The sequence below is a fragment of the Micromonospora sp. L31 genome (assembly GCF_052068075.1).
In the GTDB taxonomy this organism is placed as follows: domain Bacteria; phylum Actinomycetota; class Actinomycetes; order Mycobacteriales; family Micromonosporaceae; genus Micromonospora; species Micromonospora purpureochromogenes.
In genome coordinates, this window is record NZ_JBQHDC010000006.1 from 259,263 (window position 1) to 283,627 (window position 24,365).

The following is a 24,365-nucleotide window of genomic DNA, read 5'->3' on the forward strand; positions in this document are numbered from 1 at the left end:
GGATCAGGCGCGCGGCTTCTCCCGCATCTCGAAGGTCTCGATGATGTCGCCGACCTGGACGTTGTTGAAACCGGCCAGCGTCAGACCACACTCGAAGCCCTCGCGGACCTCCGTCGCGTCGTCCTTGAACCGCTTGAGGGAGCTGATCGTGAGGTTGTCCGCCACGACCGCCCCGTCCCGCAGCAGCCGCGCCTTGGCGTTGCGGCGGATGATGCCGGACCGGACGATACAACCGGAGATGTTGCCGATCTTGGACGAGCGGAAGACGTCGCGAATCTCCGCGCTGCCCAGCTCGACCTCCTCGTACTCCGGCTTGAGCAGACCCTTGAGCGCGGCGTCGATCTCCTCGATGGCCTGGTAGATGACCGTGTAGTACCGGATCTCCACGCCCTCGCGGTCGGCGATCTCGCGGACCTTGTTGGCGGCCCGCACGTTGAAGCCGATGATCGTGACCGCCTCGGACGAGGCGCTCGCGAGCATGACGTCGCTCTCGGTGATCGCACCCACGCCCCGGTGGATGATCCTGAGCTGGACCTCCTCCGGGATGTCGAGGTTGAACAGCGCGTCCTCGAGGGCCTCCACCGAACCGGAGACGTCGCCCTTGAGCACCAGGTTGAGCGAGGTCTTCTCGCCCTCCTTGAGCTGCTCCATGAGCGTCTCGAGGGTGGCCCGACCGCGGGAGTTGGCGAAGGACGCCGCCCGCCGCCGTGCCTGCCGCTGCTCGGCGATCTGCCGAACCGTACGGTCGTCGGCCGCCGCCAGGAAGGTGTCGCCGGCGCCCGGCACCGCGGTCAGACCGAGGACGAGCACCGGACGGGCCGGTCCTGCCTCGGCGACCTGGTTGCCGTTCTCGTCGAGCATCGCCCGAACCCGGCCGTGCGCCCCGCCGGCGACGATGGAGTCGCCCGCCCGCAGGGTGCCCTTCTGCACCAGCACCGTCGCCACCGCACCGCGACCCTTGTCCAGGTGCGCCTCGATGGCCACACCCTGCGCCGGCCCGTCGATCGGAGCGGTCAGCTCCAGCGACGCGTCGGCGGTCAGCAGGACCGCCTCGAGCAGGGCGTCGATGCCGATACCCGGCTTGGCGGCCACGTTGACGAACATGGTGTCGCCGCCGTACTCCTCGGCGACCAGCCCGTACTCGGTCAGCTGCTGGCGGACCTTGTCCGGGTTGGCCTCGGGCTTGTCGACCTTGTTGACCGCCACCACGATCGGCACGTCGGCCGCCTTGGCGTGGTTCAACGCCTCGATCGTCTGCGGCATCACGCCGTCGTCGGCCGCGACCACCAGCACCACGATGTCCGTCACCTGGGCACCACGGGCACGCATGGCGGTGAACGCCTCGTGACCCGGGGTGTCGATGAAGGTCACCGCCCGGTCCTCGCCCTCGTGCGGGACGTGGACCTGGTAGGCACCGATGTGCTGGGTGATGCCACCCGCCTCACCGGCCACGACGTTCGCCTTGCGGATCGCGTCGAGCAGCTTGGTCTTACCGTGGTCGACGTGACCCATGACGGTCACCACCGGCGCCCGGCTGACCAGCCGCTCCTCCGCGACCTCGGCGTCGAGGTCGATGTTGAACTGCGCGAGCAGCTCGCGGTCCTCGTCCTCCGGGCTGACGATCTGCACGTCGAAGCCGAGGTGCTCACCCAGCAGCAGCAGGGTCTCGTCAGAGCAGGACTGGGTCGCCGTGACCATCTCGCCCAGGTTGAACATCTCCTGGACCAGCGAACCCGGGTTGGCGTTGATCTTGTCGGCGAAGTCCGACAGCGAGGCGCCACGGGAGAGCCGGACGACCTGACCCTGACCCCGGGGGGCACCCGAGCTCATGGTCGGGGCCGACAGGTTGTCGAACTCCTGTCTGCGCTGCTTCTTGGACTTGCGACCGCGGGTCGGCCGGCCACCCGGACGCCCGAAGGCACCCGCGGCACCGCCGCCACGGCCACGACCGCCGCCACCGGGACGACCACCGCCGCCGGCCGGGGCACCCGGACGGAAACCGCCGCCCGGAGCACCGCCGCCGCCACCGGGACCGCCACGGAAGCCACCGCCACCGCCGCCGCCACCGGGACCGCCACGGAAGCCACCGCCAGCGCCACCGCCACCGCCACCGGGGCGGAAGCCACCGCCAGCGCCGCCGCCGGGACGACCTGCGCCGCCACCGGGGCCGCCACGACCGCCACCGGGACCGCCGGGGCGACCGGTGGTCGGACGCTGGCTCGGCATGGAGGCCGGGCTGGGCCGCGGCGGCATGGAGGCCGGGCTCGGCCGCGGCGGCATGCCCGCCGGGCTGGGCCGGGGGCCACCGGCGGCCGGCGGCCGCTGCTGGCCGCCCTGGATACCGAACGGGTTGTTACCGGCGCCGCGCGCCGGCGGACGACCGCCCGGACGGGCACCCGGACCCGGGGCCGGCGCGCCGGGACGACCGGCGGCCGGGGTACCCGGACGCGGCGGCACGGCGTTGGGACCCGGGCGGGGACCCGGACGGGGACCACCCTCGGTCGGGGGCTCCCGTCGGACGTTCTCGCGCTGCTGCTGGCGGGCGGCCTGCGCGGCCTTGACCGCGGCCTCCTGCTCAGCCTTCAGCGCGGCGGCACGCGCCTCGGCGGCCGCCACCTCGATGTCGTGGGCGCTCGCCGGCTTGGCGACCGGGGCCGCCGGCTGCGGCGGACCGGGAACGGGGCCCTTGGGCTTCGGCCCAGGGGTCGGCGCGGCCGGCCGCCGGGGCGGCATCGGCTTGGCCGACACCCGGGGGGCGCCCGGGGCCGGGGACGGCGTCGGGGTCGAGGCCGGAGTCGGTGCGGCCGCCGGCGGGGCGGCCTGCGCCGAGGCACCTCCGGCGGACGCGACGAATGCGCCACGCAGCCGTCGGGCGACGGGCGCCTCGACGGTGCTGGACGCGGACTTCACGAACTCGCCCATTTCCTTCAGCTTGGCGAGAACGGTCTTGCTTTCGACCCCGAGCTCTTTTGCCAGCTCGTGTACGCGGGCCTTACCTGCCACTGCACTCCTCACTCCGAGGTCGTGCGGGCAGTACCCGCAACAACCTCACTCGTGCACTTGAAGCCTGGTCATTTCAGGGACTTCATCGTGTGCTCATGTCGGTCGTCCTACCCTGCTAGCGACCCTCGCCCGATCGGGTTGACCGGACGTAGTGGTTGGCGCATCGACGTGCTCCGCCAGCTCGCCGTGGTCGAGGACCCCGGTGATGCGCAGCGCACGCCCGAAGGCGCGCCGCCGCACCGCCTGCGCGAAGCAGGCCGGATCCGGGTGCATGTGCGCTCCCCGACCCGGCAGCCTGCGGGCCGGATCGGGCCGGAGGCTGTGACCAGCCTCGTCGCCGACCGCGACGATCCGCAGCAATTCGCTGGCCGGCGCACGTCTCCGGCAACCCACACAGGTGCGCTCCGGCTGCGCGCGTCGTACCACTGGAGGAAGTCTACCCCTAGCTGCTCGAGATCGCGCCGCCCGGCTCCGGCACGTGATCAGCCCCGCCCCGTCCCGCCGGGCTGGTCTGCTCCGCGTCCGACCGGATGTCGATCCGCCAACCGGTCAGTCGGGCGGCAAGCCGGGCGTTCTGCCCCTCGCGTCCGATCGCCAGCGAGAGCTGGAAGTCCGGCACGGTGACCCGGGCCGTCCGGCTGGCCAGGTCGACCACCTCGACGCGCAGGGCCTTGGCCGGCGACAACGCGTTGCCGACGAAGGTCGCCGGGTCGTCCGACCAGTCGATGATGTCGATCTTCTCACCGTGCAGCTCGCTCATCACCGCGCGGACCCGCTGGCCCATCGGGCCGATGCAGGCGCCCTTGGCGTTCACGCCCTGCGTGGTGGAGCGCACCGCGATCTTCGTCCGGTGACCTGCCTCACGCGCGATCGCGCCGATCTCCACCGTGCCGTCGGCGATCTCCGGCACCTCCAGCGCGAAGAGCTTCTTGACCAGCGCGGGGTGCGAGCGGGAGAGGGTGATCTGCGGGCCGCGCATCCCCTTGGCCACGTGCACCACGACGCAGCGGATCCGCTCGCCGTGGACGTACCGCTCGCCGGGCACCTGCTCGGACTGCGGCAGGACGCCCTCCAGCTTGCCCAGGTCGACGCTGACGATGCCCTTCTCGACCCGCGCCTCGTGCGCCTGCACCACCCCGGTGACCAGGTCACCCTCGCGGCCGACGTACTCGCCGAAGTGCACCTCGTCGGTGGCCTCCCGCAGCCGCTGGAGGATCACCTGCTTGGCGGTCATGGCGGCGATCCGCCCGAAGTCGTGCGGGGTGTCGTCCCACTCCCGCACCACGGTGCCGTCGGAGTCGACCTCCTGGGCGTAGACCAGGGCGGCCCCGGTCTTGCGGTCGATCTCCACCCGGGCGTGCGGTTCGGCCCCGTCGGTGTGCCGGTAGGCGGTCAGCAGCGCGGTCTCGATCGCCGCGAGGATCGTGTCGAACGGGATCTCCCGCTCGCGCTCGAGTGCGCGCAGCGCCGCGAGGTCGATGTTCACCTCTCCTCGTCCTCCACATCATCTTCGTCGTCGATGTCGTCAATGTCGTCAATGTCGGTGTCGTCGCCGGCCTCGTCGATCTCGTCGAGGCGGGTGAACTCGACCTGCACCCGGCCGGGGCCGAGCTCGGCGTACGGGTGCTCGGCGCGGCCGGAATCGGTCTCCAGCACCACGCGCTCGTCGTCCGCCGCCACCACCCGGCCGGTGACCTGACGGTCCCCGGCGGGCTGCTCGCCGCGCGGCCCGGGCAGGCCCGCGCCGGCCCGGGTGGTCACCTTGACCAGCCGGCCCACGTTGCGCCGCCAGTGCCGGGGCAGGGTGAGCGGCCGGTCCACGCCGGGTGAGCTGACCTCCAGCTGGTACTCGCCCGCCACGAGGTCGCCGCCGGCCTCCTCGGCCGCGTCCAGCGCCGCCGAGACCGCCCGGGAGACGTCCGCGACGCCGTCCAGGTTGATTCCGCCGTCGGCGTCCACGATCACGCGTACGACGTGCCGCCGGCCGGCCCGGGACACCGACAGGTCCTCCAGGTCGTACCCGGCACCCTGCACGACGGGCTCGATCACCTCGCGCAGCCGGTTGCGCCGGGCGGCGAGGTCACCGCCCCGGGGTGCGCCCGCACGGTCCCCGCCCCGGGGGCCGTCGGTACGACGGGGTCGCCCCGTCGGGCCCGTCGGCCTGGTGGCACGGCCACGCTGCGTCATCTGGCGCACCCTTCTCCTGTTGTGCGGCGGCCCGGTGGCCCGCATGCCCACACGCCACCGGGGCGAACGCGCCGGTGGCTGCGCAGAGCGTAACGCGCCGGGCGGGTGCCGGGCCGGGCGGCGCACCGACGCCGGTCGCCCACCTGACGGCGGAGATGGTGTTGACTTGACCGGTGGCGACGGGAAGAACGACTACGCAGCGCGGTGGACCGGGGCAAACCCGGCGGGCGGTGCTGCGCGCGGGGGCACTCCTGACGGCCGGCGGCGTGACCCTGCCGCTGACTGGCTGTGATCTTTTCGACCGGAACGAACCGCCCCCGCCGCCCGACCCGCTGGAGCCGCTGGCCGCCGAGTCACGCGAGCTGGCCGCCCGGCACCGGGCCGCCGTCGCGGCCGATCCGACGCTGGCCGACCGGCTCACCCCGATCGCCGACGCGCACGCCGCACACGCCGAGGAGATCCAGCGGCTGATCGGGCGCCCCGCGCCCGCCGGCTCCCCTGCCGCCGGCGCCACCCCGCCGGGGACGGAGCGGGACGGACTGCTCGCCGAGCTGCGAGCGGCGGAAAAGCGCGGCCGGGAGTCGGCCGCGAAGGCGTGCGGGGCGGCCCCGGCGGAGCGGGCCGCCGTGCTCGGCTCGATCGCCGCCGCCCGGGCCACCCACGTGGAGGTGCTGCGGTGACCCGACGACAGGCACCCACCGACCCGGCCCAGGCGCTGGCGGACGCGCTGGCCGCCGAGTACGCGGCGATCTTCGCGTACGGCCCGATCGGGGTACGGCTCACCGACGCCGCCCGCCGCGACGCCCGGTCGGCCGAGGCGGCGCACCGGGCCCGGCGCGACGCGCTGGTGCTCCAGCTCAGCGCCGGGGGTGGCCAGGTCCCGGCGGACCGGGCCGGCTACGCGCTGCCGTTCGGAGTCACCGACCGGGCCGCCGCGCTGCGGCTGGCGGTGGAGATCGAGGAGCGGACGGCGGCGTTCTGGCGCGCGGCGCTGCCGGTGACCACCGGCGCGGACCGCACCCGGGCGTTGAACGCGCTGACCGACTGCGCCGTGCGCGCCACCCGGTGGCGGCGGACCGCCGGGGTGTCGCCGGTCACCGTGGCGTTCCCCGGCCGGCCCACCTGAGCGTGCCGACCCGCGCTCCGGTTGCGGAGCGCATACCAGGTATGCATACTCCGTTGCCATGTCCATCCGTCACGGCCTGCTCGCCCTGCTCGAGCGTGGCCAGATGTACGGCTACCAGCTGCGCGCCGCGTTCGAGGAGTCGACCGGCTCGACCTGGCCGCTGAACATCGGGCAGGTCTACACCACCCTCAACCGGCTGGAACGCGACGGCCTGGTCCGTTCGCTGCCCGAGCACGAGGGCGGGCAGCGGCCGTACGAGATCACCGACGCCGGGCGGGCGGACCTGGCGCTCTGGTTCGCCACCCCGATCAGCCGCGCCGACCGGCCCCGGGACGAACTTTCCATCAAGCTGGCCCTGGCGCTGACCACCCCCGGCGTCGACGTCCGGTCCGTGGTGCAGACCCAGCGCAGCGCGACCATGCGCACGCTGCAGGAGTTGACCCGGTTGAAGTTCGCCAGCGACCGGCCGGAGGACCTGCCCTGGCGGCTGGTGCTGGACGCGATGGTGTTCCAGGCCGAGGCGGAGATCCGCTGGCTGGACCACTGCGAGACGAGCCTGGTCCGGTACCGCCCGGCCCCGCCCACGAGCCCGGCCGAGCGGCCCGGCGCGGTGTGGCACGCCGACGAGGAGGCCCACCGGTGACCGACGGCGACCACGAGCGGGCGGGCGTGCGGTGAGCGCGGCCGGCGGCCCGGTGCTCGAGCTGCGGGAGGTGCACCGCACCCACGGCGGGGGCGCGGCCGCCGTGCACGCGCTGCGCGGGGTGAGCCTCACCGTCGAACCGGGCGAGCTGGTCGCCGTGATGGGCCCCTCCGGCTCCGGCAAGTCGACCCTGCTGACCCTGGCCGGCGGGCTGGACAGACCCACCGCCGGTGAGGTGCGGGTCGAGGGCCAGTCCCTGGGCGCGCTCAACCGCCGCGAGCTGGCCCGGCTGCGCCGCCGCCGGATCGGTTACGTCTTCCAGGACCTCAACCTGCTCGGCAGCCTCACCGCCGCGGAGAACGTGGCGCTTCCCCTCGAACTCGACGGCGTCGGCGTCCGGCCCGCGCGCCGGGCGGCGCTGGCCGCGCTGGACGAGGTGGGGCTGACCGGGCTCGGCGGGCGCTTCCCCGACCAGCTGTCCGGCGGCCAGCAGCAGCGGGTGGCGATCGCCCGCGCACTGGTGGGCGAGCGCCGGCTGGTGCTGGCCGACGAGCCCACCGGGGCGCTGGACTCGCAGACCGGGGAGGCGGTGCTGGCCCTGCTGCGCCGCCGGGTCGACGCGGGAGCGGCCGGCGTGCTGGTCACCCACGAGGCCCGGCACGCCGGCTGGGCCGACCGGGTGGTCTTCCTGCGCGACGGAGTGATGGTCGACTCCACCGCGCCGCTGGGCGGCGTCGAGCAACTGCTCTCCGGCAGCGGTCGGTGAGGCGGTCGCCGGTGCGGCGCGGCAACGGGCGCGTCGCCGGGGCGGTCGGGTCGTGGCGGGCCGCGCTGCGGATCGCCCGCCGGGAGGCGCGCCGGGCGCGCGGGCGTACCGCGCTGGTGCTGGCGATGATCACGCTGCCGGTGCTGGCGCTGACCTTCGTCGCGGTCAGCTACGACATGGCCGCGCTCACCCGCGGCGAACGCGCCGCGCAGCGGCTCGGCGACGCCGACGCCGAGCTGCGCTGGATCGCCGACACCGCGGTGACGCAGGACCCGTGGGGCGACAACGCCTACCCGATCGGGGACGACCCGTCGCGCAGCCGCCGGGTCACCGCCGAGGAGGTCGTCGCGCTGCTGCCGGCCGGCAGCCGGGTCGCCCGGGTGCGCTGGTGGGTGCCGTTCGAGGTACGCGTCGACGACGACCTCGTGGCTTTCCATGGCCGGTCGCTCGACCTGGCCGACCCGCTCGCCCGGTCGACGGCCCGGCTGCGCGCCGGCCGGACGCCCACCGGCCCCGACGAGATCGCGGTCAGCGCCCGGGCGTTGCGCCGCCTCGGAGCCGAGGTGGGCGAGCGGGTGACCCTGGCCGACGGCTCCCGGAGCCACGCCGTGGTCGGCGTGGTGGAGTTCCCCGACGACCTGACCGAGGTGGTCGCGCTGCACCCGGGGGCGGCGCCCCCGCCGGAGAGCGCCGCAGAGGAGAGCTGGCTGGTCGACCTGCCGGGACCGGTGGACGCGACGCTGACCGACCGGCTCAACGCGCACGGGTTCGCGATCAGCTCGCGGACCCCGGTCCCCGGCGCGGCGGTCGTCGAGGCCGACGTCACCCGTACGCCGGTCCCGGGCGACGCCGAGGAGACCGGCACGCTGGTGCTGGTCGGCGGGCTCGGCCTGCTGGAGGTCGTACTGATGGTCGGGCCGGCCTTCGCGGTCGGCGTCCGCCGGCGACGCCGGGACCTCGCCCTGGTGGCGGTGGCCGGCGGCGACGCGGCCCACCTGCGCCGGATCGTGCTCGCCGACGGGGTGGTGCTGGGTGCCGGCGGGGCGGCGCTCGGGCTCGCGCTCGGCATCGCCGCCGCGTTCGCCGGTCGACCGCTGGTCGAGCAGTACCTCTTCGGTGCCCGCGCCGGCGGCTACCGGGTCTTCCCGGCGGCGCTGGCCCTGATCGCGGCGGTGGCCGTGCTGGCCGGGGTGCTGGCCGCGCTCGCCCCGGCCTGGGCCGCGGCCCGGCAGGACGTGGTGGCGGGCCTGGCCGGACGGCGCACCGTTCCGCCGCACCGCCGCCGCTGGCTCGTGCTCGGCGCGGCGCTGACCGTCGTCGGGTCCGGGATCGCCGCGTTCGGGGCGCAACGCAGCGGGCCGACGGTGATCCTCGCCGGGCTGACCCTCGGCGAGCTGGGGCTGGTCTTCGCCACTCCCACGCTGATCGGGCTGCTCGCCCGGGCCGGCCGGGCGCTGCCGCTGGCGCCGCGGATCGCCCTGCGCGACGCCAGCCGCAACCGCTCCTCCGCGGGCCCGGCCATCTCCGCGGTGATGGCCGCGGTCGCCGGCAGCGTCGCCCTCGGGGTCTACGTCGCCAGCGACGACGCCCGCACCCGCGCCGACTGGCAGCCCGGCCTCCCGCCCGGTCACGTGCTGCTGCTGCGGTCCGCGTCGGAGAACGGGGGGGTCCTGCCGCCGGTGCCCGCCGTCGCCGACCGGGTGCGGGCGGTGCTCCCCGCCGGCTCGGTCGGCCCGGTCGACGTGCCGATCTGCGCGGCGCCCCGCGAGCCCGACGACTACTGCACGGTCACCGCGATGCTGCCGCCCGAGCAGGTCTGCCCGTTCGAGGCGGAGGTGTTGCGGTCGGCCGCCGCCCGGCAGCGCGCCCTGGCGGACCCGCGCTGCCGGCGGCCGACGGCCGATCCGCAGGGGATGTACCTGCCGGTGCTGGTGGACGACGGGGCCGCCCTGCCGGCGCTCACCGACGCCCCGCCGGACGAGGTGGCGCGGGCGACAGCCGTGCTGCGGGCCGGCGGAGTGGTGGTGACCGACCCGCGGTACCTGGTGGACGGGACGGTGGCGGTGACGGCCGACCGGGCGTACCCAGGTTCCGGTCCGCCGGCGAGCACCACCGTCGCCGTCCCCGGGTACGTGCTGCGCGGTGGCCTGCCGGTCGACCGGCTGGTCCTCTCCGCCCCGACGGCGACGAGGCTCGGCCTGGCCGCCGAACACCTCGGCTACGCGGTGCAGACCGACGGCACGCCGAGCGCCGCCCAGCAGCGGCGTCTCGCCGCCGAGCTGCGGTCGCTGGTCCCGGTGCTGGTCGAGGTGGAGTCGGGGCCGCCGGCGTCGGACCAGCGCCCGCTGCTGCTCCTGCTGGCGCTGGGCGCCGGCGTGATCACCCTGGGCGCGGCCGGCACGGCCACCGGGCTCGCCGCGGCGGAGGGCCGCCGGGACCTGTCCACGCTCGCCGCCGTCGGCGCCAGTCCGGGGGTACGCCGGGTGCTCTCCCTCTGCCAGGCCGGAGTGATCGCCGGCCTCGGCTCGGTGCTGGGCATCGTGGCCGGCCTCGGCTCGGCGGTGATCATCCTGACCTCGGTCAACCGCCAGTACGCCGAGGCCTGGCCGATGGAGACGCCGTACCCCGTGGTGGTGCCCTGGCCGACCCTCGGGGTGCTGGTGGTGGTGCCGCTGGTGGCGATGCTCGGCGCGGGCCTGTTCACCCGGTCCCGGCTGGCGGTGGAGCGGCGGCTGGACTAGCCGGGGGTGTCGTCGGGTCCGCCGAGCCGGCAGACTGGCGGCGTGTCCGTCCTGGGAACCCTCACACGCCGACTCGGTCACCACGCGTGGTTCGGCGCGACCATGCGCCTGCTCGTCCCCGCCGACCGGGTGGTCGGGCGGCTCACCCGCGGCCGGGTGGTCGCCCTCGGGCTGATCCCCTCGCTGGTCATCACCACCACCGGCCGCCGTTCCGGCAAGCCCCGCAGCAACCCCCTGCTGTACGTGCCGGACGGCGACGCGTACGTGGTGATCGGGTCGAACTGGGGGCAGCAGCACCAGCCGGGCTGGGCGATGAACCTGCTCGCCGACCCGAACGCCGAGGTGGACGTGAAGGGACGCCGGGTCGCGGTCCGCGCCGAGGTGGCCACCGGCGCCGAGCGGGACCGGCTGTGGCGGCTGCTGGTCACCGAGTGGCCGGCGTACCGGACGTACGTCGAGCGGGCCGGCGGCCGGGAGATCCGGATCTTCCGGCTGGTGCCGACCGGCGGACCGGTCGGCGACGCGCCGGCCTGACCCGGGCGCGGCGGCCCGACACGACGACCGCCGCTGGCTAGGGTGCGGTGTACCGACGGTGCGCGAACCGTGACGGAGGTGGTACCCGGTGGGCGTCAGCAGCACCGAGATCGGCGCCGAGGAGCACCTCGACGATCCACGGTGGCGGGTCGCCGAACGGGTGGCCGAGGCGGCCCGGCGGCGGTTCCCGGCGGACATCCTGGCGGTGGCGGTGCACGGCCCGCTGGCGCACGGCGACGACGACGGCGGCGGGGACCGGGAGGTCGGCCTGCTGCTGGCCACCTACCGGGCCGGGGTCGGCCCGGAGCCGTCGACCCGGCGGGTGGACGGCGTGCTGGTCGACCTCACCGTGGCCGGCGCGGAGGAGTACCTGCGGCAGGCCCGGGCGCTGACCGCGCTCTGGCCGTTGACCGCCGACCGGTACGTCACCACCACCGCCCTGTACGACCCGACCGGCTGGCTGCGCACCCTGCGCGACGAGCACCTGGGCCGGTTGGCCCGGGCCCGCCCGGCGGAGTTCAGCACCGCCGCCCGGCAGGCCTGGTACCGGGGCTGCGCGGCGCACGCCCGGGCGGCCCGGCTCGCCGAGTGGTACGAGACCGACCAGGCGCTGCTGATGCTCGGCGAGGCGCGGCTGGCGGCGGCGACGGTGACCGGGCTGCTCACCCGCACCTACTTCCGCGATCCCGGCGACGCGGTCCGGCGTACCGGCCTGGCGGGCGCCGACATGACCGAGGTGGGCGCGGTGCTGCGCCGGCAGGCCGACGAACTGGCCGCCCGCGGCCGCCCCGTCGACGGCACCGTCGACGACCTCCTCACCACCTAACCACCCCACCCCCCATGTCGCCGTGCCACCTCTTTCACGGAAAGAGTGGCTATCCGACGCGGAATAGCCACTCTTTCTCGGAAAGTGCGCGCTGGGAGGGGCCCCCGGGAGGGGCGCCGGGAGGGGGTTAGTTGAGGCCGCCCTGGATGCCGATGAGGGCGCCGACGAGGTAGGTGGCCGCGGCGGCGGCGGTGCCGAGCAGGAGTTGGCGCAGGCCGCTGGTCCACCAGGGGCGGTTGGTGAATCGGGCGACGATCGCCCCGGCCACGAAGAGCCCCACCGCGCCGACGCCGAGCGCCAGCCAGAGGCTGGTGAAACCGAGCAGGTAGGTCAGCAGCGGCACCAGCGCCCCGACCGAGAAGCAGAGGAACGACGAGGTCGCCGCCGACCAGGGGCTGGGCTGCTCGTCGGGGTCGACGCCCAGCTCCTCCCGGACGTGCATCCGCAGCGCCTCCTCCGGGTTGCGCCGGACCGCCTCGGCGACCTGGGTGGCGAGGTCGCGGGGCAGGCCCCGGGCGACCCACGCGTCGGCCAGCTCGCGGGCCTCCGCCTCGGGGTGCCGCTCCAGCTCGCGCCGTTCCTTGGCCACCTCGGCGGCGACCTGCTCGTTGGCCGAGCGGACGCTGGTGTACTCCCCCAGCCCCATCGAGATGGCGCCGGCGACCAGGCCGGCGGTGCCGGTGAGCACGATGCTGCGCGGGGAGACGCCACCGCCGCCGACGCCCGCGATCAGGGCGATGTTGGTGACCAGCCCGTCCATCGCGCCGAAGACGGCCGGGCGCAGCCAGCCGCCGGACACGTCCGCGTGGTGCGCCTCGCGCAACGCGGCCGGGGTCTCGGTCACGGCAGGGTCAGGATCTCGTAACCGTCGTCGGTGACGACGATGGTGTGCTCGAACTGGGCCGTCCATCTGCGGTCCTTGGTGACCACCGTCCAGCCGTCGTCCCACATGTCGTACTGGTAGGTGCCGAGGGTGATCATCGGCTCGACGGTGAACGTCATCCCCGGTTCCATGATGTCGGTCGGGCGCGGGCTGTCGTAGTGCGGCACGTAGAGGCCGCTGTGGAAGGCCTCGCCGATGCCGTGACCGGTGAAGTCCCGCACCACGCCGTAGCCGAACCGCTTGGCGTACGACTCGATGACCCGGCCGATCACGTTGATCTGGCGGCCGGGCTTGACCGCCTTGATGCCGCGCATCATCGCCTCGTGGGTGCGCTCGACCAGCAGCCGGGCCTCCTCGCCGACCTCCCCGACGCAGAACGTCGCGTCGGTGTCGCCGTGCACCCCGTCCAGGTACGCCGTGACGTCGACGTTGATGATGTCGCCGTCCTGGAGCACGGTCGAGTCGGGGATGCCGTGGCAGATCACCTCGTTGAGGCTGGTGCAGCAGGACTTCGGAAAGCCCTTGTAGCCCAGGGTCGACGGGTAGGCGCCGTGGTCGACGAGGAACTCGTGCACCACCCGGTCGATCTCGTCGGTGGTCACCCCCGGCTTGCAGTGCTCGCCGGCGAGCTGGGTCGCCTGGGCGGCGAGCCGACCGGCGACCCGCATCTTCTCGATGGTCTCCGGGGTCTGCACGTGCGAGCCACGCCACTCCTGCGGACGCTTCTTGCCCACGTACTCCGGACGGACGATGTGGCCAGGAACCGCTCGCCACGGGGAGAGCGTGCCTGGGGTCAGCGGCGCACGGACGGTCATGGCGACAGCCTATCGCCGAGCCCTGCGGTGACCCCCGCCACGGCCGGGCCGCGAGGGTTGTTGCCGTGCGCATACGGCTGTGCCATTGTGGCTGCGTGGATCAAGGAGGAGCGCCTCCCGTCTTCTCCGTGAGCGCGGAGCTCGACGGAGACCACCTCCACGTCGTGGTGACCGGCGAGGTCGACATGGCGACCGCCGACACGATGTTCCAGGCCGCCCTGCGCGAGCCCGCCGCGCGGGTCACGCTGGACCTGCGGGCCGTGACGTTCTTCGACTCGGCCGCCATCCACGCCGTCGTCCGGCTCGCCCAGCGCGTTCCCGGCCGGCTGGCCGTGCTGCCGTCCCGGCAGGTCGCCCGGGTGCTGGAGATCGCCGGCCTCGGCGAGCAGGACTGGCTGCGCCGGGACTGACCGGCGCCGGGTGCCCGGGGGCGGGCCTCAGTCCCGCAGCCGCCGGGTCAGTCGCACTTCCGTCCCGTCCGCGCCCCGGCTGACCGTCAGCTCGCCCAGCGCCTGGATCAGTGCCAGCCCCCGGCCGCGGAAGCCCGCCCCGGTCGACTCGCGCCACTGGCCGCTGTCGCGCACCGTCGCCACCACCGTCCGGTCGGCGATGGTCACCTCGACGCTGATCGTCGGGTCGGTGGGCGCCACCGGGTGCTCGATCGCGTTCGCGGCGGCCTCGGAGACCGCCACGGTCAGGTCGAACAGGTCGGTCTCGCCGACCCGGTGGGCGACCAGGAAGTCCTCCAGCCGCTTGCGCAGCACGCTGAGTCGGGTCGGGTCGGCCGGCAGCCGCAGCGCGAACCGGTTGAGCCCGACGGCCTCCAGCGCCAGCACCGCGACGTCGTCGTGCCGGGTCCGCTCGGCGACCCGCTCCACCACGGCGTCGACCAGGTCGGCGACGTGCTCGCCCCGGACCGCGGCGTCCCGGCGGAGCTGGGCCAACGCCTCGTCGATGCCCACCTGCCGGTCCTCGACCAGCCCGTCGGTGTAGAGCAGCAGCCGGCCGCCGGGGGCCAGTTCGCCCTCGACGGTGCGGTACGTGGTGCCGGCGATGGCGCCGATGGGCGGGCCGAGCGCCGCCTCGTGCAGGAACGCCACGTCGTCTCCTCGGATCAGCAGGGGGGACGGATGCCCGGCGCTGGCGTACCGCAGCCGGCCGGTGCGCGGGGAGAACCAGAGGCACAGGACGGTGGCGAAGGACTGGCGCTCGGTCGAGCCGACCAGCCGGTTCAGCCGGGTCAGCGACTCCCCCGGGTCGTAGCCCTCCAGCAGGTACGCCCGCAGCCCGTTGCGCAGCTGGCCCATCGCGGCGGCGGCCTGGACGCCCTTGCCGACCACGTCGCCGATGACCAGCACGACCTCGTCGTCGGCGACCCCGATCACGTCGTACCAGTCGCCGCCGACCTCCACATCGGCACTGCCGGGCAGGTAGCGGCTGGCCACCACCGCGCCGGGCAGCTGGGGCAGTGTCCGGGGCAGCAGGCTGTGCTGGAGGGTGGTGGCGATGCGGTGCTCCGCTTCGTAGAGCTGGGCGTTCTCCAGGCGTACCCCGACCAGGCGGGCCAGTTCGGCGAGCGCGGCCTGCTCGGTGCCGTTGCCCTCGCGGTGCCACACCCGCAGCTCGCCGAGCTGCGCGCCGGCGGTACCGGTCAGCGGCAGTACGTGCGACGGCTCGGCCGGGACGGTCCCGCCGGCGTCGACCTCGTGGCGGGCGCCGGCGGTGGTGACGAGCACCCGGGCCGCCTCGGCGAGGCTGAGCGCGTGCCGGGCGGCGACCTGCACCACCTCGGCGGTGGACCGGGCCGTGTTGACCGCCACCGCCGCGTCGGCCAGCGCCCGGAGCCGGCGGATGATCTCGCCGCGCAGCTGGCCCAGCTCGACGTTGGCCCGGACCCGGGCGATCAGCTCCTGCCCGGAGAAGGGCTTGGTCAGGTAGTCGTCTGCGCCGACGGAGAGACCGGCGACCGCCTCGGCGGAGCCGGCCCGGGCGGAGAGCAGCACGATCGGCACGTGCCGGGTCCGTGGGTTCGCCCGCAGCGCCGTGACCAGGCCGAAGCCGTCCAGCCGGGGCATCATCACGTCGGTCAGCACCAGGTCGAAGGAGCCCTGGATCGCCTGTTCGAGCGCTGCCAGGCCGTCGGGCACCGCCACCACGTCGTACGACGGGCGGAGCAGTCGGGTGACGTGTTCGCGCAGGTCGGCGTTGTCGTCGGCGAGCAGGATCCGGCCGGTGCCGGCGGTCACCGCCCGGTCGTCCGGCTTCGGCGGGTGTGCGTCGCCGCCGTCGCCCCAGATCGCGGTCTCCGCGACGTAGAGCCGGGCCTGCTGCGGCTCGGCCAGCGGGGCCGGCGCGCCGCTGGCGACCCGGTCGGCGGGCAGGTGCGCGGAGCCGAACGGGACCGTCACGGTGAAGGTGCTGCCCTCGTCCACCCGGCTGCTCGCCACCGCCCGGCCGCCGTGCATCTCGACCAGCTCGCGGACCAGCGCCAGGCCGATCCCGGTGCCCTCGTGGGTGCGCGAGCGCACGCCGGGCACCCGGTGGAAGCGCTCGAAGACGTGCGGCAGCTCCTCGGGCACGATGCCGACGCCGGTGTCGCTGACCTCCAGCCGGGCGACGCCGTCGACCGCCCGGACCCGCACCCGGATCTCGCCGTCGAAGGTGAACTTCAGCGCGTTCGACACCAGGTTGAGGACGATCTTCTCCCACATGTCCCGGTCGACGAAGACCGGCCCGGGCAGCGGCGGGCAGTCGACCACCAGGCTCAGCCCGGCCCGCGCGGCGGCCGAGCGGAAGGTGCTCACCAGCCGGGAGGTGTAGTCGGCCAGGTCGGTGGGCTGGTAGTGGGCGGCCAGCCGGCCGGACTCCAGCCGGGAGAAGTCGAGCACCGTGTTGACCAGCTTGAGCAGGCGCAGCGCGTTGCGGTGCATCACCGTCAGCCGGTCGGTGTACGCAGCGGGCAGCGCCGGATCGGCGAGCATCTCCTCCAGCGGCCCGAGGACCAGGGTCAGCGGGGTGCGGAACTCGTGGCTGACGTTGGCGAAGAAGTTGGTCTTGGCCCGGTCGAGCGCGGCCAGCTCGGCGGCACGGGCCCGCTCCTGGGCGTACGCCCGCTGCTGCCCGACGGCCCGGGAGATCTGCGCGGCGACCAGGTCGAAGAAGTTGCGGTACTCGTCGCCGAGGAACAGCCGCCGGGAGACGCCGACGACCAGCACCCCGGCGGGCTCGTTGGTGGCGGTCAGCGGCAGTACCAGGGCCCGGTCGGCGGCCTCCGGCGGCACCGTGCCGAACAGGTCGGCCACGTCGAGCTCGGCGGCGACGCCCTCCTCGGCGACCCGGAGCAGCGCGGGCGACGCCTCGGCCGGGACGCTGCCGGGGCCGGTGCCGCTGCACCCGGCCAGCGCGAGCTGACCGGTGTCGTCGTAGAGCCGGAGTCGGGCGAAGGGGATGTCTGCGCGGTACCCGTCCAGCACCTCGGCGGCGATCCGGCCCACCTCCGCCACGGTGCGCGCCTCGCCGAGCCGGGAGCCCAGCTCGGCCAGCGCCCGGAGCCGACGCTCGCCGAGCACCCGGCCGGTGGTCTCGTTCACGAAGCAGAAGACGCCGTTGACCCGCCCGTCGGCGGCCCGGATCGGGTCGTACGAGACGTCGAAGTAGACCTCCTCGACGAAGCCCTGCCGGTCGATGACGAAGGGGTGGTCCTCACCGTGGTACGGCTCGCCGGTGCGCAGCACGCCGTCCAGCACCGGGCCGAGCACGTCCCAGGTCTCGGTCCAGTGCTCGCGAGCCGGCTGGCCGATGACGCCCGGGTGCTTGGTGCCGATGGTGGGCAGGTAGGCGTCGTTGTAGAAGGTCCGGTGGTCCGCACCCCAGAACATGGCGATCTGGGCGCGGGAGGCGAGCATCATGCTGACCGCGTGGCGCAGCGCCGCGGGCCAGGTGTCGGGGGTGCCGAGGGGGGTGCGGGACCAGTCGTACCCGGCCAGCCTCCGGCCCATCTCGCCACCGGCCGCGAACGCCTCGGCGAGCTGCGGAGGGAGTGAGCCGTCGCCGGACCGACCCGACGAGTTCCGCTCGCCCTCGCCCACCTGGGCCGAGCTCATGCACCCCTCCCGCTCCGGCCGTGCCCCGCGACGCCTCGGCGTTCACCGGCCGTGCCCCGCCTTCTACCCAGACGGATCAGCAACGTAACGCATCGGTCCCGGTGGACGCTGGTTGCCTGGGTCTCATCCTGCCGTCACCGGCGGCGGACCGCTCGCCCGGAGCGGGCCGGTCCGGCCGGCGCGGCGGGTCAGAAGACCGGCAGGCCGTCGATGCTGGCGGCGTTCTTCCTGCTCCGGTAGGCCGCCAGGTCCTCGTCCGTGCGACGGGAACCCCACTCGATCAACAGGTCGCGTTCGCCGCGGTAGTCCATCAGCGGCACCGCGTACCCGCAGGAGTCGCTGACCCGGTCGACGGCGACCGTCACCACGCTGCGGACGGCGTGTGGGTCGGGCGGGTCCGGGAAGCCGGCGAGCAGGGCCGCGAAGCCCGGGTCGGTGAGCGGGGTGACGACGCCCCGGCCGTGCAACCGGACGATCTTGGGCGGGCCGGTGAAGGCGCAGAACATGACGGTGATCCGCCCGTTCTCCCGCAGGTGGGCCAGGGTCTCCGCGCCGCTGCCGTGGTAGTCCAGCCAGGCCACGGTCAGCGGGTCGACGACGAGGAAGGTGCCGCGCATCCCCTTGGGCGAGACGTTGACGTGCCCGTCCGGCCCGGACGGGGCGGAGGCCACGAAGAACACCGGCTGCGCCTCGATGAACTCCCGCAGCCGTCCGCCGATCTCCGGATACACCTTCCCCATGCCGGTCATCCTCGCACCCGTCGCCGAAGAGTGGGACGCTCGTTCCCGTCAGTTGGAACGGGCGGCCCGGACCAGGGCGGTGACGGGGCGCGGGTCGGCCTCGTTCTCCGGGTGCCACTGCACCCCGAGCAGGAAGCGCCGACGCGGATCCTCGACCGCCTCGACGACCCCGTCGTCCGCCCAGCCGGTGGCGACCAACCGCCCCGGATCGGCCACCCCCTGATGGTGGTAGGAGTTGACCCGGTCCACGCCGGCCATCACCGCCCCGGCCAGGCTGCCCGGCGCGAACCGGACCGGGTGCTCGCCGTACCGGCCCGGGGCCGGGCGGTGCCGGTCGTGGCCGACCACGTCCGGCAGGTGCTGGTGCAGCACCCCGCCGTGGGCGACCACCAACAGCTGCAGGCCCCGACAGATCCCCAGCACCGGCAGGTCGGCGGCGAGCGCGCCGGCGAGCAGCGCCAGCTCGCCGGCGTCCCGGTCCGGCCGGGGCTCGGTACGCGGGTCGAGCGGCTGGTCGTACCGGTCCGGGGCGACGTCGGCGCCGCCGGCCAGGACCAGCCCGTCGAGCACCCGGACCACGTCGGCGTCCACGTCGTCCGGGGGCAGCACGACGGCCCGGCCGCCGGCCGCGCTGACCGCCCGGACGTACGCCTGCGGCACCAGGGTCGCCGGCACGTCCCGCCACACCGCCCAGGCGGCGGGCTCCACGTACGCGCTGATCCCGATCAGCGGGCGGCTCACGGGGCCGGCACCGTTCGCGACTGCGGGGCTCGCAGACCCGGCTCACTCCTCGCGCTCACCGGGCCGGCACCGATCGCGACCGCGGGGCTCGCAGACCCGGCTCACTCCTCGCGCTCACCGGGCCGGCACCGTTCGCGACCGCGGGGCTCGCAGACCCGGCTCACTCCTCGCGCTCACAGTGGGGTGACGTAGGCGCCGGTGATGCCGCCGTCGACCACGAACTGCGCGGCGGTCATGAACGACGCGTCGTCGCTGGCCAGGAAGGCGACCGCGGCGGCGATCTCCTCCGGGGCGCCGAACCGCCCCATCGGCACGTGCACCAACCGGCGGGCGGCCCGCTCCGGGTCGGCGGCGAAGAGCTCCAGCAGCAGCGGGGTGGCGACCGGGCCGGGGCAGAGCGCGTTGACCCGGATCCCCTCCCGGGCGAACTGCACGCCCAGCTCCCGGGTCATCGCCAGCACCCCGCCCTTGCTCGCCGTGTACGCGATCTGCGAGGTGGCCGCCCCCATCAGCGCGACGAAGGAGGCGGTGTTGATGATCGAACCCTTGCCCTGCCGGCGCATGTGCGGGATGACGTACTTGCAGCAGAGGTAGACGCTGGTGGTGTTGACCCGCAGCACCCGCTCCCAGGCGTCCAGGCCGGTCTCCAGGATCGAGTCGTCGTCGGGCGGGGAGATGCCCGCGTTGTTGAACGCCACGTCGACCCGGCCGTGCCGCTGCACCACGCCGTCGAAGAGGTCCCGGACGGACGCCTCGTCGGCCACGTCGCAGGCGACGAACTCGCCGCCGACCTCGTCGGCCGCCCGCTTGCCGGCCTCGGTGTCGATGTCGACGCAGACCACCCGCGCGCCCTCGGCGGCGAAGCGCCGCACGGTGGCCAGCCCGATCCCGCTGCCCGCCCCGGTCACCACGGCCACCCGGTCCTGAAGTCGTCCCTGCACGCTCGTCACTCCTCTGTGCTGATGAACACGTTCTTGACGTCGGTGAAGGCGTGCAGCGCGTCCGGGCCCAGCTCACGGCCGAGGCCGGAACGCTTCATCCCGCCGAACGGGGTCCAGTAGCGCACCGAGGAGTGCGAGTTGACGCTCAGGTTGCCCGACTCGACGGCGCGGGCCACCCGCAGCGCCCGGCCGACGTCCCGGGTCCAGACCGACCCGGACAGGCCGTACTCGGTGTCGTTGGCCAGCCGCACCGCGTCGGCCTCGTCGTCGAACGGGAGCACCGACACCACCGGCCCGAAGACCTCCTCCCGCCAGTGCCGGTCGGCCGGCGACTCGGCGAGCAGCACCGTCGGGGCGTGCCAGTAGCCGGGGCCGTCGGGGCACGAGCCGGTGAAGGCGACCTTCGCGCCGTCGACGTACCCGGCGACCCGGTCCCGGTGCGCGGCCGAGATCAGCGGCCCCATCTCGGTGCTCTCGGCGGCCGGGTCGGCCACCCGGAAGGCGCGCACGGCCGGTTCGAGGAGTTCGAGGAAGCGGTCGTACACGCTGCGCTGGACCAGGATCCGGGAGCGGGCGCAGCAGTCCTGGCCGGCGTTGTCGAAGACCGCGTACGGCGCGGTGGCCGCCGCCTTCGCCAGGTCCGCGTCGGCGAAGACCAGGTTGGCGCTCTTGCCGCCCAGCTCCAGGGTCACCCGCTTCACCTGTTCGGCGCAGCCGGCCATGATCCGGGTGCCGACCTCGGTGGAGCCGGTGAAGCAGACCTTGCGCACGGCCGGGTGGGTGACGAACCGCTCCCCCACCACGCCGCCCGGCCCCGGCAGCACGGTGAACACCCCCTCGGGCAGGCCCGCCTCGACCGCCAGCTCGCCCAGCCGCAGCGCGGTCAGCGGGGTCAGCTCGGCGGGCTTGAGCACCACCGTGTTGCCGGCGGCGAGCGCCGGGGCGAAGCCCCAGCCGGCGATCGGCATCGGGAAGTTCCACGGCACGATCACCCCGACCACGCCGAGCGGCTCGTGGAAGGTGACGTCCAGCCCGCCCGGCACCGGGATCTGCCGGCCGGTCAACCGCTCCGGGGCGCCGGCGTAGTAGTCGAGCACGTCCCGGACGTTGCCCGCCTCCCAGCGGGCGTTGCCGATGGTGTGCCCGGCGTTGTGCACCTCCAGCCGGGCCAGCTCCTCCAGGTGCGCGTCCACCACGGCGGCGAACCGGCGCAGCAGCCGCGCCCGGTCGCCCGGCGCCACGCCCCGCCACCTCTCGTACGCCCGCGCGGCCCGCTCGATCGCCGCGTCCACCTCCGCCGGCGAGCTGGCCGGCACCTTTCGCAGGATCTCCCCGGTCGCCGGGTTCCGCACGTCGGTCACCCGTCCCACCCTGCCCTCTCCACGGTGTCTGCGCAGCTGTCGTCCCGGCGCGTCGCGCCCGTCCCGCGCCGGCCCGACGGGCGGCCGAGGCGGGCGGCCTCAGAGGCGTTCGAAGCCACGGACGAGTTCCCAGTCCGTCACGGCGGCGTCGAAGGCGGCCAGTTCGACCTTCGCCTGGTTGGCGTAGTGGGCGACCACCTCGTCGCCGAAGGCGTCCTTCGCCACGGCGGAGGACTCCCAAAGGGTGCGGGCGTCGCGGAGGGTGGCGGGCACCCGCTCGGCGGCCGGGTCGTCGTACGCGTTGCCCCGGCACTCCTCGCCCAGCTCCAACTCCCGTTCGATGCCGTGCACCGCCCCGGCCACCAGGGCGGCGATCGCCAGGTACGGGTTGACGTCCGCGCCGGGCACCCGGTTCTCCACCCGCATCCCCTGCCCGTGCCCCACCAGCCGCAGCGCGCAGGTGCGGTTGTCGGTGCCCCAGCGCAGCGCGGTCGGGGCGAACGAGCCGGGCTGGTAGCGCTTGTAGGAGTTGACGTTCGGCGCGAAGAAGAGGCTCAGCTCGCGCATGGTGTCGAGCAGCCCGGCCAGCACCCGCTGCCCGGTCACCGACAGGTGGGCGGGCCCGTCGCCGAGCATCGCGGAGCGGCCGTCGGCGTCGCGCAGCGAGAAGTGGATGTGGCAGGAGTTGCCCTCGCGGGCGTTCGGCTTGGCCATGAAGGTGATCGACATGCCCTCCTGGGCGGTGATCTCCTTGGCCCCGTTCTTGTAGATGACGTGGTGGTCGGCGCAGGCCACCGCCTCGTCGTACCGGAAGGCGATCTCGTGCTGGCCGAGGTTGCACTCGCCCTTGGCGCTCTCCGGGGTCAGCCCCGCGCCGGCCATCTCGGTGCGGATGCGGCGCAGCAGCGGCTCGACCCGGGCGGTGCCGAGCAGCGAGTAGTCCACGTTGTACTGGTTGGCCGGGGTCAGCTCGCGGTAGCCGCGCCGCCAGGCGTCCTCGTACGAGTCGCGGAAGAGCACGAACTCCAGCTCGGTGCCGGCGTACGCGGTCAGCCCGTGCGCGGCCAGCCGGTCGAGCTGGCGGCGCAGGATCTGCCGGGGTGAGGCGATCACCGGCCCGGAGCCGTCCAGCCACTCCAGGTCGGCCAGCAGCATCGCGGTGCCCGGCTGCCAGGGCACCCGGCGCAGGGTGGCCAGGTCCGGCCGCATGGCGAAGTCGCCGTAGCCGCGTTCCCAGCTCGACATGGCGTACCCGTCGACGGTGTTCATGTCGACGTCGACCGCGAGCAGGTAGTTGCAGCCCTCGCTACCGTGCCGGACCACCTCGTCCAGGAAGAAGGGAGCGTGGAACCGCTTGCCCTGCAACCGGCCCTGCATGTCGGTCAGGGCCAGCACCACCGTGTCGATCTCGCCGCCCCGGATGGCGACCCGCAGTTCTTCCAGCGTGAGCGGAGCTTTCCTCATCGGCGAGTCTCCATCACCAAGGTCTACCGGCCTGGCGGATCACCGTCAATGCCCCGGGCCGGCCCCCCGGCAAACCAGGTCGACCGGCTGATCGGGCAGGACCGGCTGATCCCCGCCGTCCGGGCCGCCTCCGACGCGGCCGCTCATCGTTCACTCCACCTCGCCGGGGTGGCGGTATCCGAGGCCCGCCGACACCCCCACCTCGGCGTACCGGAGTCGATCACGGCGCGGGTGACCCGCAACTATTCCCAGGTCAGAGGCGTTCTGCTCAGCAGCGGGCCGTCATCATCCAGGCCTACCGGCAAACCGGCAGTGCCCCGGCGCGGTCGGGGACGAAACCGAGGGAGGTCACATGCGTCGGATCGTCGCCGCCGTCGCCGCCGTGCTCGCCGTCGGGCTGGGCGCCACGGACGCCCGGGCGGATCGGCAGCCGCCGGTCGGGACCGGACGGCCGCCAGTCCCAGCCGGCTTCGATTTCACGAACCCGCAGGTGGTCGCCGCCGGCCTGGAGGCGCCCTGGGGGCTCGACTTCCTGCCCGACGGCAGCGCGCTGGTGGCCCAGCGCAACCTGGGCACCGTCGTGCGGGTCCGGCCCGGTGCCCCGCCACGTCAGGTCGCCCGGATCGCCGGCGTGGTCGCCGGTGGGGAGGCGGGCCTGCTCGGGCTGGCCGTCTCCCCCAGGTTCCGGCGGGACCGGCTGGTCTACGTCTGCTACACCACCGCCTCCGACATCCGGATCGCGCGGTTCCGGCTCCACGCGCCACAGTCCCTCCAGGTGATCCTCAGCGGTATCACCCGGGCGGCCGCCCATGACGGCGGCCGAATCGCGTTCGGCCCCGACGGCATGCTCTACGCCGGCATCGGTGACGCCGTCGTCCCCGCCAACGCGCAGAACCTGGCCAGCCGGAACGGCAAGATCCTGCGAATGCGGCCGGACGGCGGGGTGCCGGCGGACAACCCGTTCCCCGGTTCGCTGGTCTACAGCTACGGTCACCGCAACGTGCAGGGTCTCGCCTGGGACCGGCGGGGGCGGCTGTTCGCCACCGAGTTCGGCCAGAGCACCTGGGACGAGGTGAACCGGATCGTGCCGGGCGGCAACTACGGCTGGCCGGTCGTCGAGGGCAGAAGCGGCGATCCCCGGTTCCGCGACCCGGTCGTCGTCTGGTCACCCGCGGAGGCGTCACCGAGCGGGGCGGCCTTCGCCGCTGGCACGCTGTTCGTCGCGGCGCTGCGGGGAGCGCGGCTCTGGGCCGTACCCGTTGACGCCGCCGGTCGGGTCGGCACGCCGACCGCCGTCTTGCAGGGGGCCTACGGTCGCCTGCGTACCGTCGAGGTGGCCCCGGACGGCGCGCTCTGGGTGACCACCAGCAACCGGGACGGCCGGGGCAGCCCGGCGGCGGACGACGACCGCGTCCTCCGCTTCCCGGCCGGGGCGCGGCAGCCGCAACCCCCGGCGCTCCTCGTCGGCGCCGGGTGACCCGGCGCCGACGA

General features: G+C 74.6%; 21 protein-coding genes. 9 read left to right on the forward strand and 12 right to left on the reverse strand.

The features are described from left to right. Positions 1-3: 3 nt before the first annotated feature. From infB to rimP, 4 genes are all read right to left on the reverse strand, one after another. Complete coding sequence (gene infB, locus ACTMS9_RS18660; RefSeq protein ID WP_441144393.1) at positions 4-3,003, reverse strand: translation initiation factor IF-2; 3,000 nt, start codon at positions 3,001-3,003, stop codon at positions 4-6. A gap of 93 nt (positions 3,004-3,096) precedes the next feature. Beyond that, complete coding sequence (locus ACTMS9_RS18665; RefSeq protein ID WP_088963420.1) at positions 3,097-3,429, reverse strand: YlxR family protein; 333 nt, start codon at positions 3,427-3,429, stop codon at positions 3,097-3,099. A 16-nt stretch (positions 3,430-3,445) separates the two neighbouring features. Next, positions 3,446-4,489, reverse strand: coding sequence for a transcription termination factor NusA (gene nusA / locus ACTMS9_RS18670; protein WP_154942757.1), 1,044 nt, complete (start codon positions 4,487-4,489; stop codon positions 3,446-3,448). Then, complete coding sequence (gene rimP / locus ACTMS9_RS18675) at positions 4,486-5,190, reverse strand: ribosome maturation factor RimP (RefSeq protein WP_441144396.1); 705 nt, start codon at positions 5,188-5,190, stop codon at positions 4,486-4,488. The genes nusA and rimP overlap by 4 nt, the downstream gene beginning before the upstream one ends. Before the next feature lie 230 nt (positions 5,191-5,420). Here rimP and ACTMS9_RS18680 point away from each other — a divergent pair, with 230 nt between their 5' ends. The 7 genes from ACTMS9_RS18680 to ACTMS9_RS18710 all read left to right on the forward strand — a co-directional run bounded on the left by ACTMS9_RS18680 (position 5,421) and on the right by ACTMS9_RS18710 (position 11,826). Further along, positions 5,421-5,870: a hypothetical protein gene (locus ACTMS9_RS18680; protein WP_441144398.1), complete on the forward strand. Its 450-nt coding sequence runs from the start codon at positions 5,421-5,423 to the stop codon at positions 5,868-5,870. Beyond that, positions 5,867-6,316 (forward strand): ferritin-like domain-containing protein, encoded by a 450-nt coding sequence (locus tag ACTMS9_RS18685; RefSeq protein ID WP_441144400.1) that lies wholly within the window; start codon positions 5,867-5,869, stop codon positions 6,314-6,316. The genes ACTMS9_RS18680 and ACTMS9_RS18685 overlap by 4 nt, the downstream gene beginning before the upstream one ends. A gap of 58 nt (positions 6,317-6,374) precedes the next feature. Then, positions 6,375-6,959, forward strand: coding sequence for a PadR family transcriptional regulator (locus tag ACTMS9_RS18690; RefSeq protein WP_441144402.1), 585 nt, complete (start codon positions 6,375-6,377; stop codon positions 6,957-6,959). Between the two features lie 31 nt (positions 6,960-6,990). Further along, positions 6,991-7,725, forward strand: a complete 735-nt coding sequence (locus tag ACTMS9_RS18695; protein ID WP_441165577.1) for an ABC transporter ATP-binding protein — start codon at positions 6,991-6,993, stop codon at positions 7,723-7,725. Next, a complete protein-coding gene (locus ACTMS9_RS18700; RefSeq protein WP_441165578.1) occupies positions 7,722-10,466 on the forward strand; it encodes an FtsX-like permease family protein in 2,745 nt (914 codons plus the stop codon). The genes ACTMS9_RS18695 and ACTMS9_RS18700 overlap by 4 nt, the downstream gene beginning before the upstream one ends. A 42-nt stretch (positions 10,467-10,508) precedes the next feature. Continuing rightward, complete coding sequence (locus tag ACTMS9_RS18705; RefSeq protein WP_441165579.1) at positions 10,509-11,000, forward strand: nitroreductase family deazaflavin-dependent oxidoreductase; 492 nt, start codon at positions 10,509-10,511, stop codon at positions 10,998-11,000. 88 nt (positions 11,001-11,088) lie between these two features. Beyond that, complete coding sequence (locus tag ACTMS9_RS18710) at positions 11,089-11,826, forward strand: nucleotidyltransferase domain-containing protein (protein ID WP_280836501.1); 738 nt, start codon at positions 11,089-11,091, stop codon at positions 11,824-11,826. A 127-nt stretch (positions 11,827-11,953) separates the two neighbouring features. Here the strand turns inward: ACTMS9_RS18710 and ACTMS9_RS18715 are convergent, their stop codons facing one another. Then, positions 11,954-12,670, reverse strand: a complete 717-nt coding sequence (locus ACTMS9_RS18715) for a VIT1/CCC1 transporter family protein (RefSeq protein WP_441144412.1) — start codon at positions 12,668-12,670, stop codon at positions 11,954-11,956. Beyond that, positions 12,667-13,524 carry a type I methionyl aminopeptidase gene (gene map, locus ACTMS9_RS18720; RefSeq protein WP_088963427.1) on the reverse strand — a complete coding sequence of 286 codons (858 nt, stop codon included), beginning with the start codon at positions 13,522-13,524 and terminating at the stop codon, positions 12,667-12,669. The genes ACTMS9_RS18715 and map overlap by 4 nt, the downstream gene beginning before the upstream one ends. Before the next feature lie 95 nt (positions 13,525-13,619). Between map and ACTMS9_RS18725 the strand changes: the two genes are divergently transcribed. Further along, positions 13,620-13,934 (forward strand): STAS domain-containing protein, encoded by a 315-nt coding sequence (locus ACTMS9_RS18725; RefSeq protein WP_441165580.1) that lies wholly within the window; start codon positions 13,620-13,622, stop codon positions 13,932-13,934. Positions 13,935-13,961: 27 nt separating this feature from the next. On the opposite strand, the gene ACTMS9_RS18730 is transcribed toward ACTMS9_RS18725, so the two are convergent. The 6 genes from ACTMS9_RS18730 to ACTMS9_RS18755 form a co-directional block, all read right to left on the reverse strand. Further along, positions 13,962-17,627, reverse strand: coding sequence for a SpoIIE family protein phosphatase (locus tag ACTMS9_RS18730; RefSeq protein ID WP_441165581.1), 3,666 nt, complete (start codon positions 17,625-17,627; stop codon positions 13,962-13,964). Between the two features lie 188 nt (positions 17,628-17,815). Further along, positions 17,816-18,367: a pyridoxamine 5'-phosphate oxidase family protein gene (locus ACTMS9_RS18735; RefSeq protein ID WP_441165582.1), complete on the reverse strand. Its 552-nt coding sequence runs from the start codon at positions 18,365-18,367 to the stop codon at positions 17,816-17,818. 48 nt (positions 18,368-18,415) lie between these two features. Next, positions 18,416-19,108: a gamma-glutamyl-gamma-aminobutyrate hydrolase family protein gene (locus ACTMS9_RS18740; protein WP_441165583.1), complete on the reverse strand. Its 693-nt coding sequence runs from the start codon at positions 19,106-19,108 to the stop codon at positions 18,416-18,418. Between the two features lie 173 nt (positions 19,109-19,281). Then, entirely contained in the window at positions 19,282-20,049 is a 768-nt protein-coding gene (locus ACTMS9_RS18745) for a 3-oxoacyl-ACP reductase (RefSeq protein ID WP_441144422.1), read from the reverse strand. Positions 20,050-20,054: 5 nt separating this feature from the next. Further along, positions 20,055-21,401: an aldehyde dehydrogenase family protein gene (locus ACTMS9_RS18750; RefSeq protein WP_441165667.1), complete on the reverse strand. Its 1,347-nt coding sequence runs from the start codon at positions 21,399-21,401 to the stop codon at positions 20,055-20,057. Positions 21,402-21,509: 108 nt separating this feature from the next. Beyond that, a complete protein-coding gene (locus ACTMS9_RS18755; RefSeq protein WP_441144424.1) occupies positions 21,510-22,874 on the reverse strand; it encodes a glutamine synthetase family protein in 1,365 nt (454 codons plus the stop codon). 352 nt (positions 22,875-23,226) lie between these two features. On the opposite strand from ACTMS9_RS18755, the gene ACTMS9_RS18760 reads away from it, so the two are divergent. Then, the gene (locus ACTMS9_RS18760) at positions 23,227-24,351 is read left to right on the forward strand and encodes a PQQ-dependent sugar dehydrogenase (RefSeq protein ID WP_441144426.1); all 1,125 of its coding nucleotides are present in this window, start codon (positions 23,227-23,229) and stop codon (positions 24,349-24,351) included. The last annotated feature ends 14 nt before the right edge of the window (positions 24,352-24,365 follow it).

Coding starts and splice junctions, on each gene's coding strand:
- ACTMS9_RS18690 (WP_441144402.1), top strand. CDS start 6,375: ATGTCCATCCGTCACGGCCTGCTCGCCCTGCTCGAGCGTGGCCAGATG.
- ACTMS9_RS18735 (WP_441165582.1), bottom strand. CDS start 18,367: ATGGGGAAGGTGTATCCGGAGATCGGCGGACGGCTGCGGGAGTTCATC.
- ACTMS9_RS18755 (WP_441144424.1), bottom strand. CDS start 22,874: ATGAGGAAAGCTCCGCTCACGCTGGAAGAACTGCGGGTCGCCATCCGG.
- ACTMS9_RS18760 (WP_441144426.1), top strand. CDS start 23,227: ATGCGTCGGATCGTCGCCGCCGTCGCCGCCGTGCTCGCCGTCGGGCTG.
- ACTMS9_RS18730 (WP_441165581.1), bottom strand. CDS start 17,627: ATGAGCTCGGCCCAGGTGGGCGAGGGCGAGCGGAACTCGTCGGGTCGG.
- rimP (WP_441144396.1), bottom strand. CDS start 5,190: ATGACGCAGCGTGGCCGTGCCACCAGGCCGACGGGCCCGACGGGGCGA.
- map (WP_088963427.1), bottom strand. CDS start 13,524: ATGACCGTCCGTGCGCCGCTGACCCCAGGCACGCTCTCCCCGTGGCGA.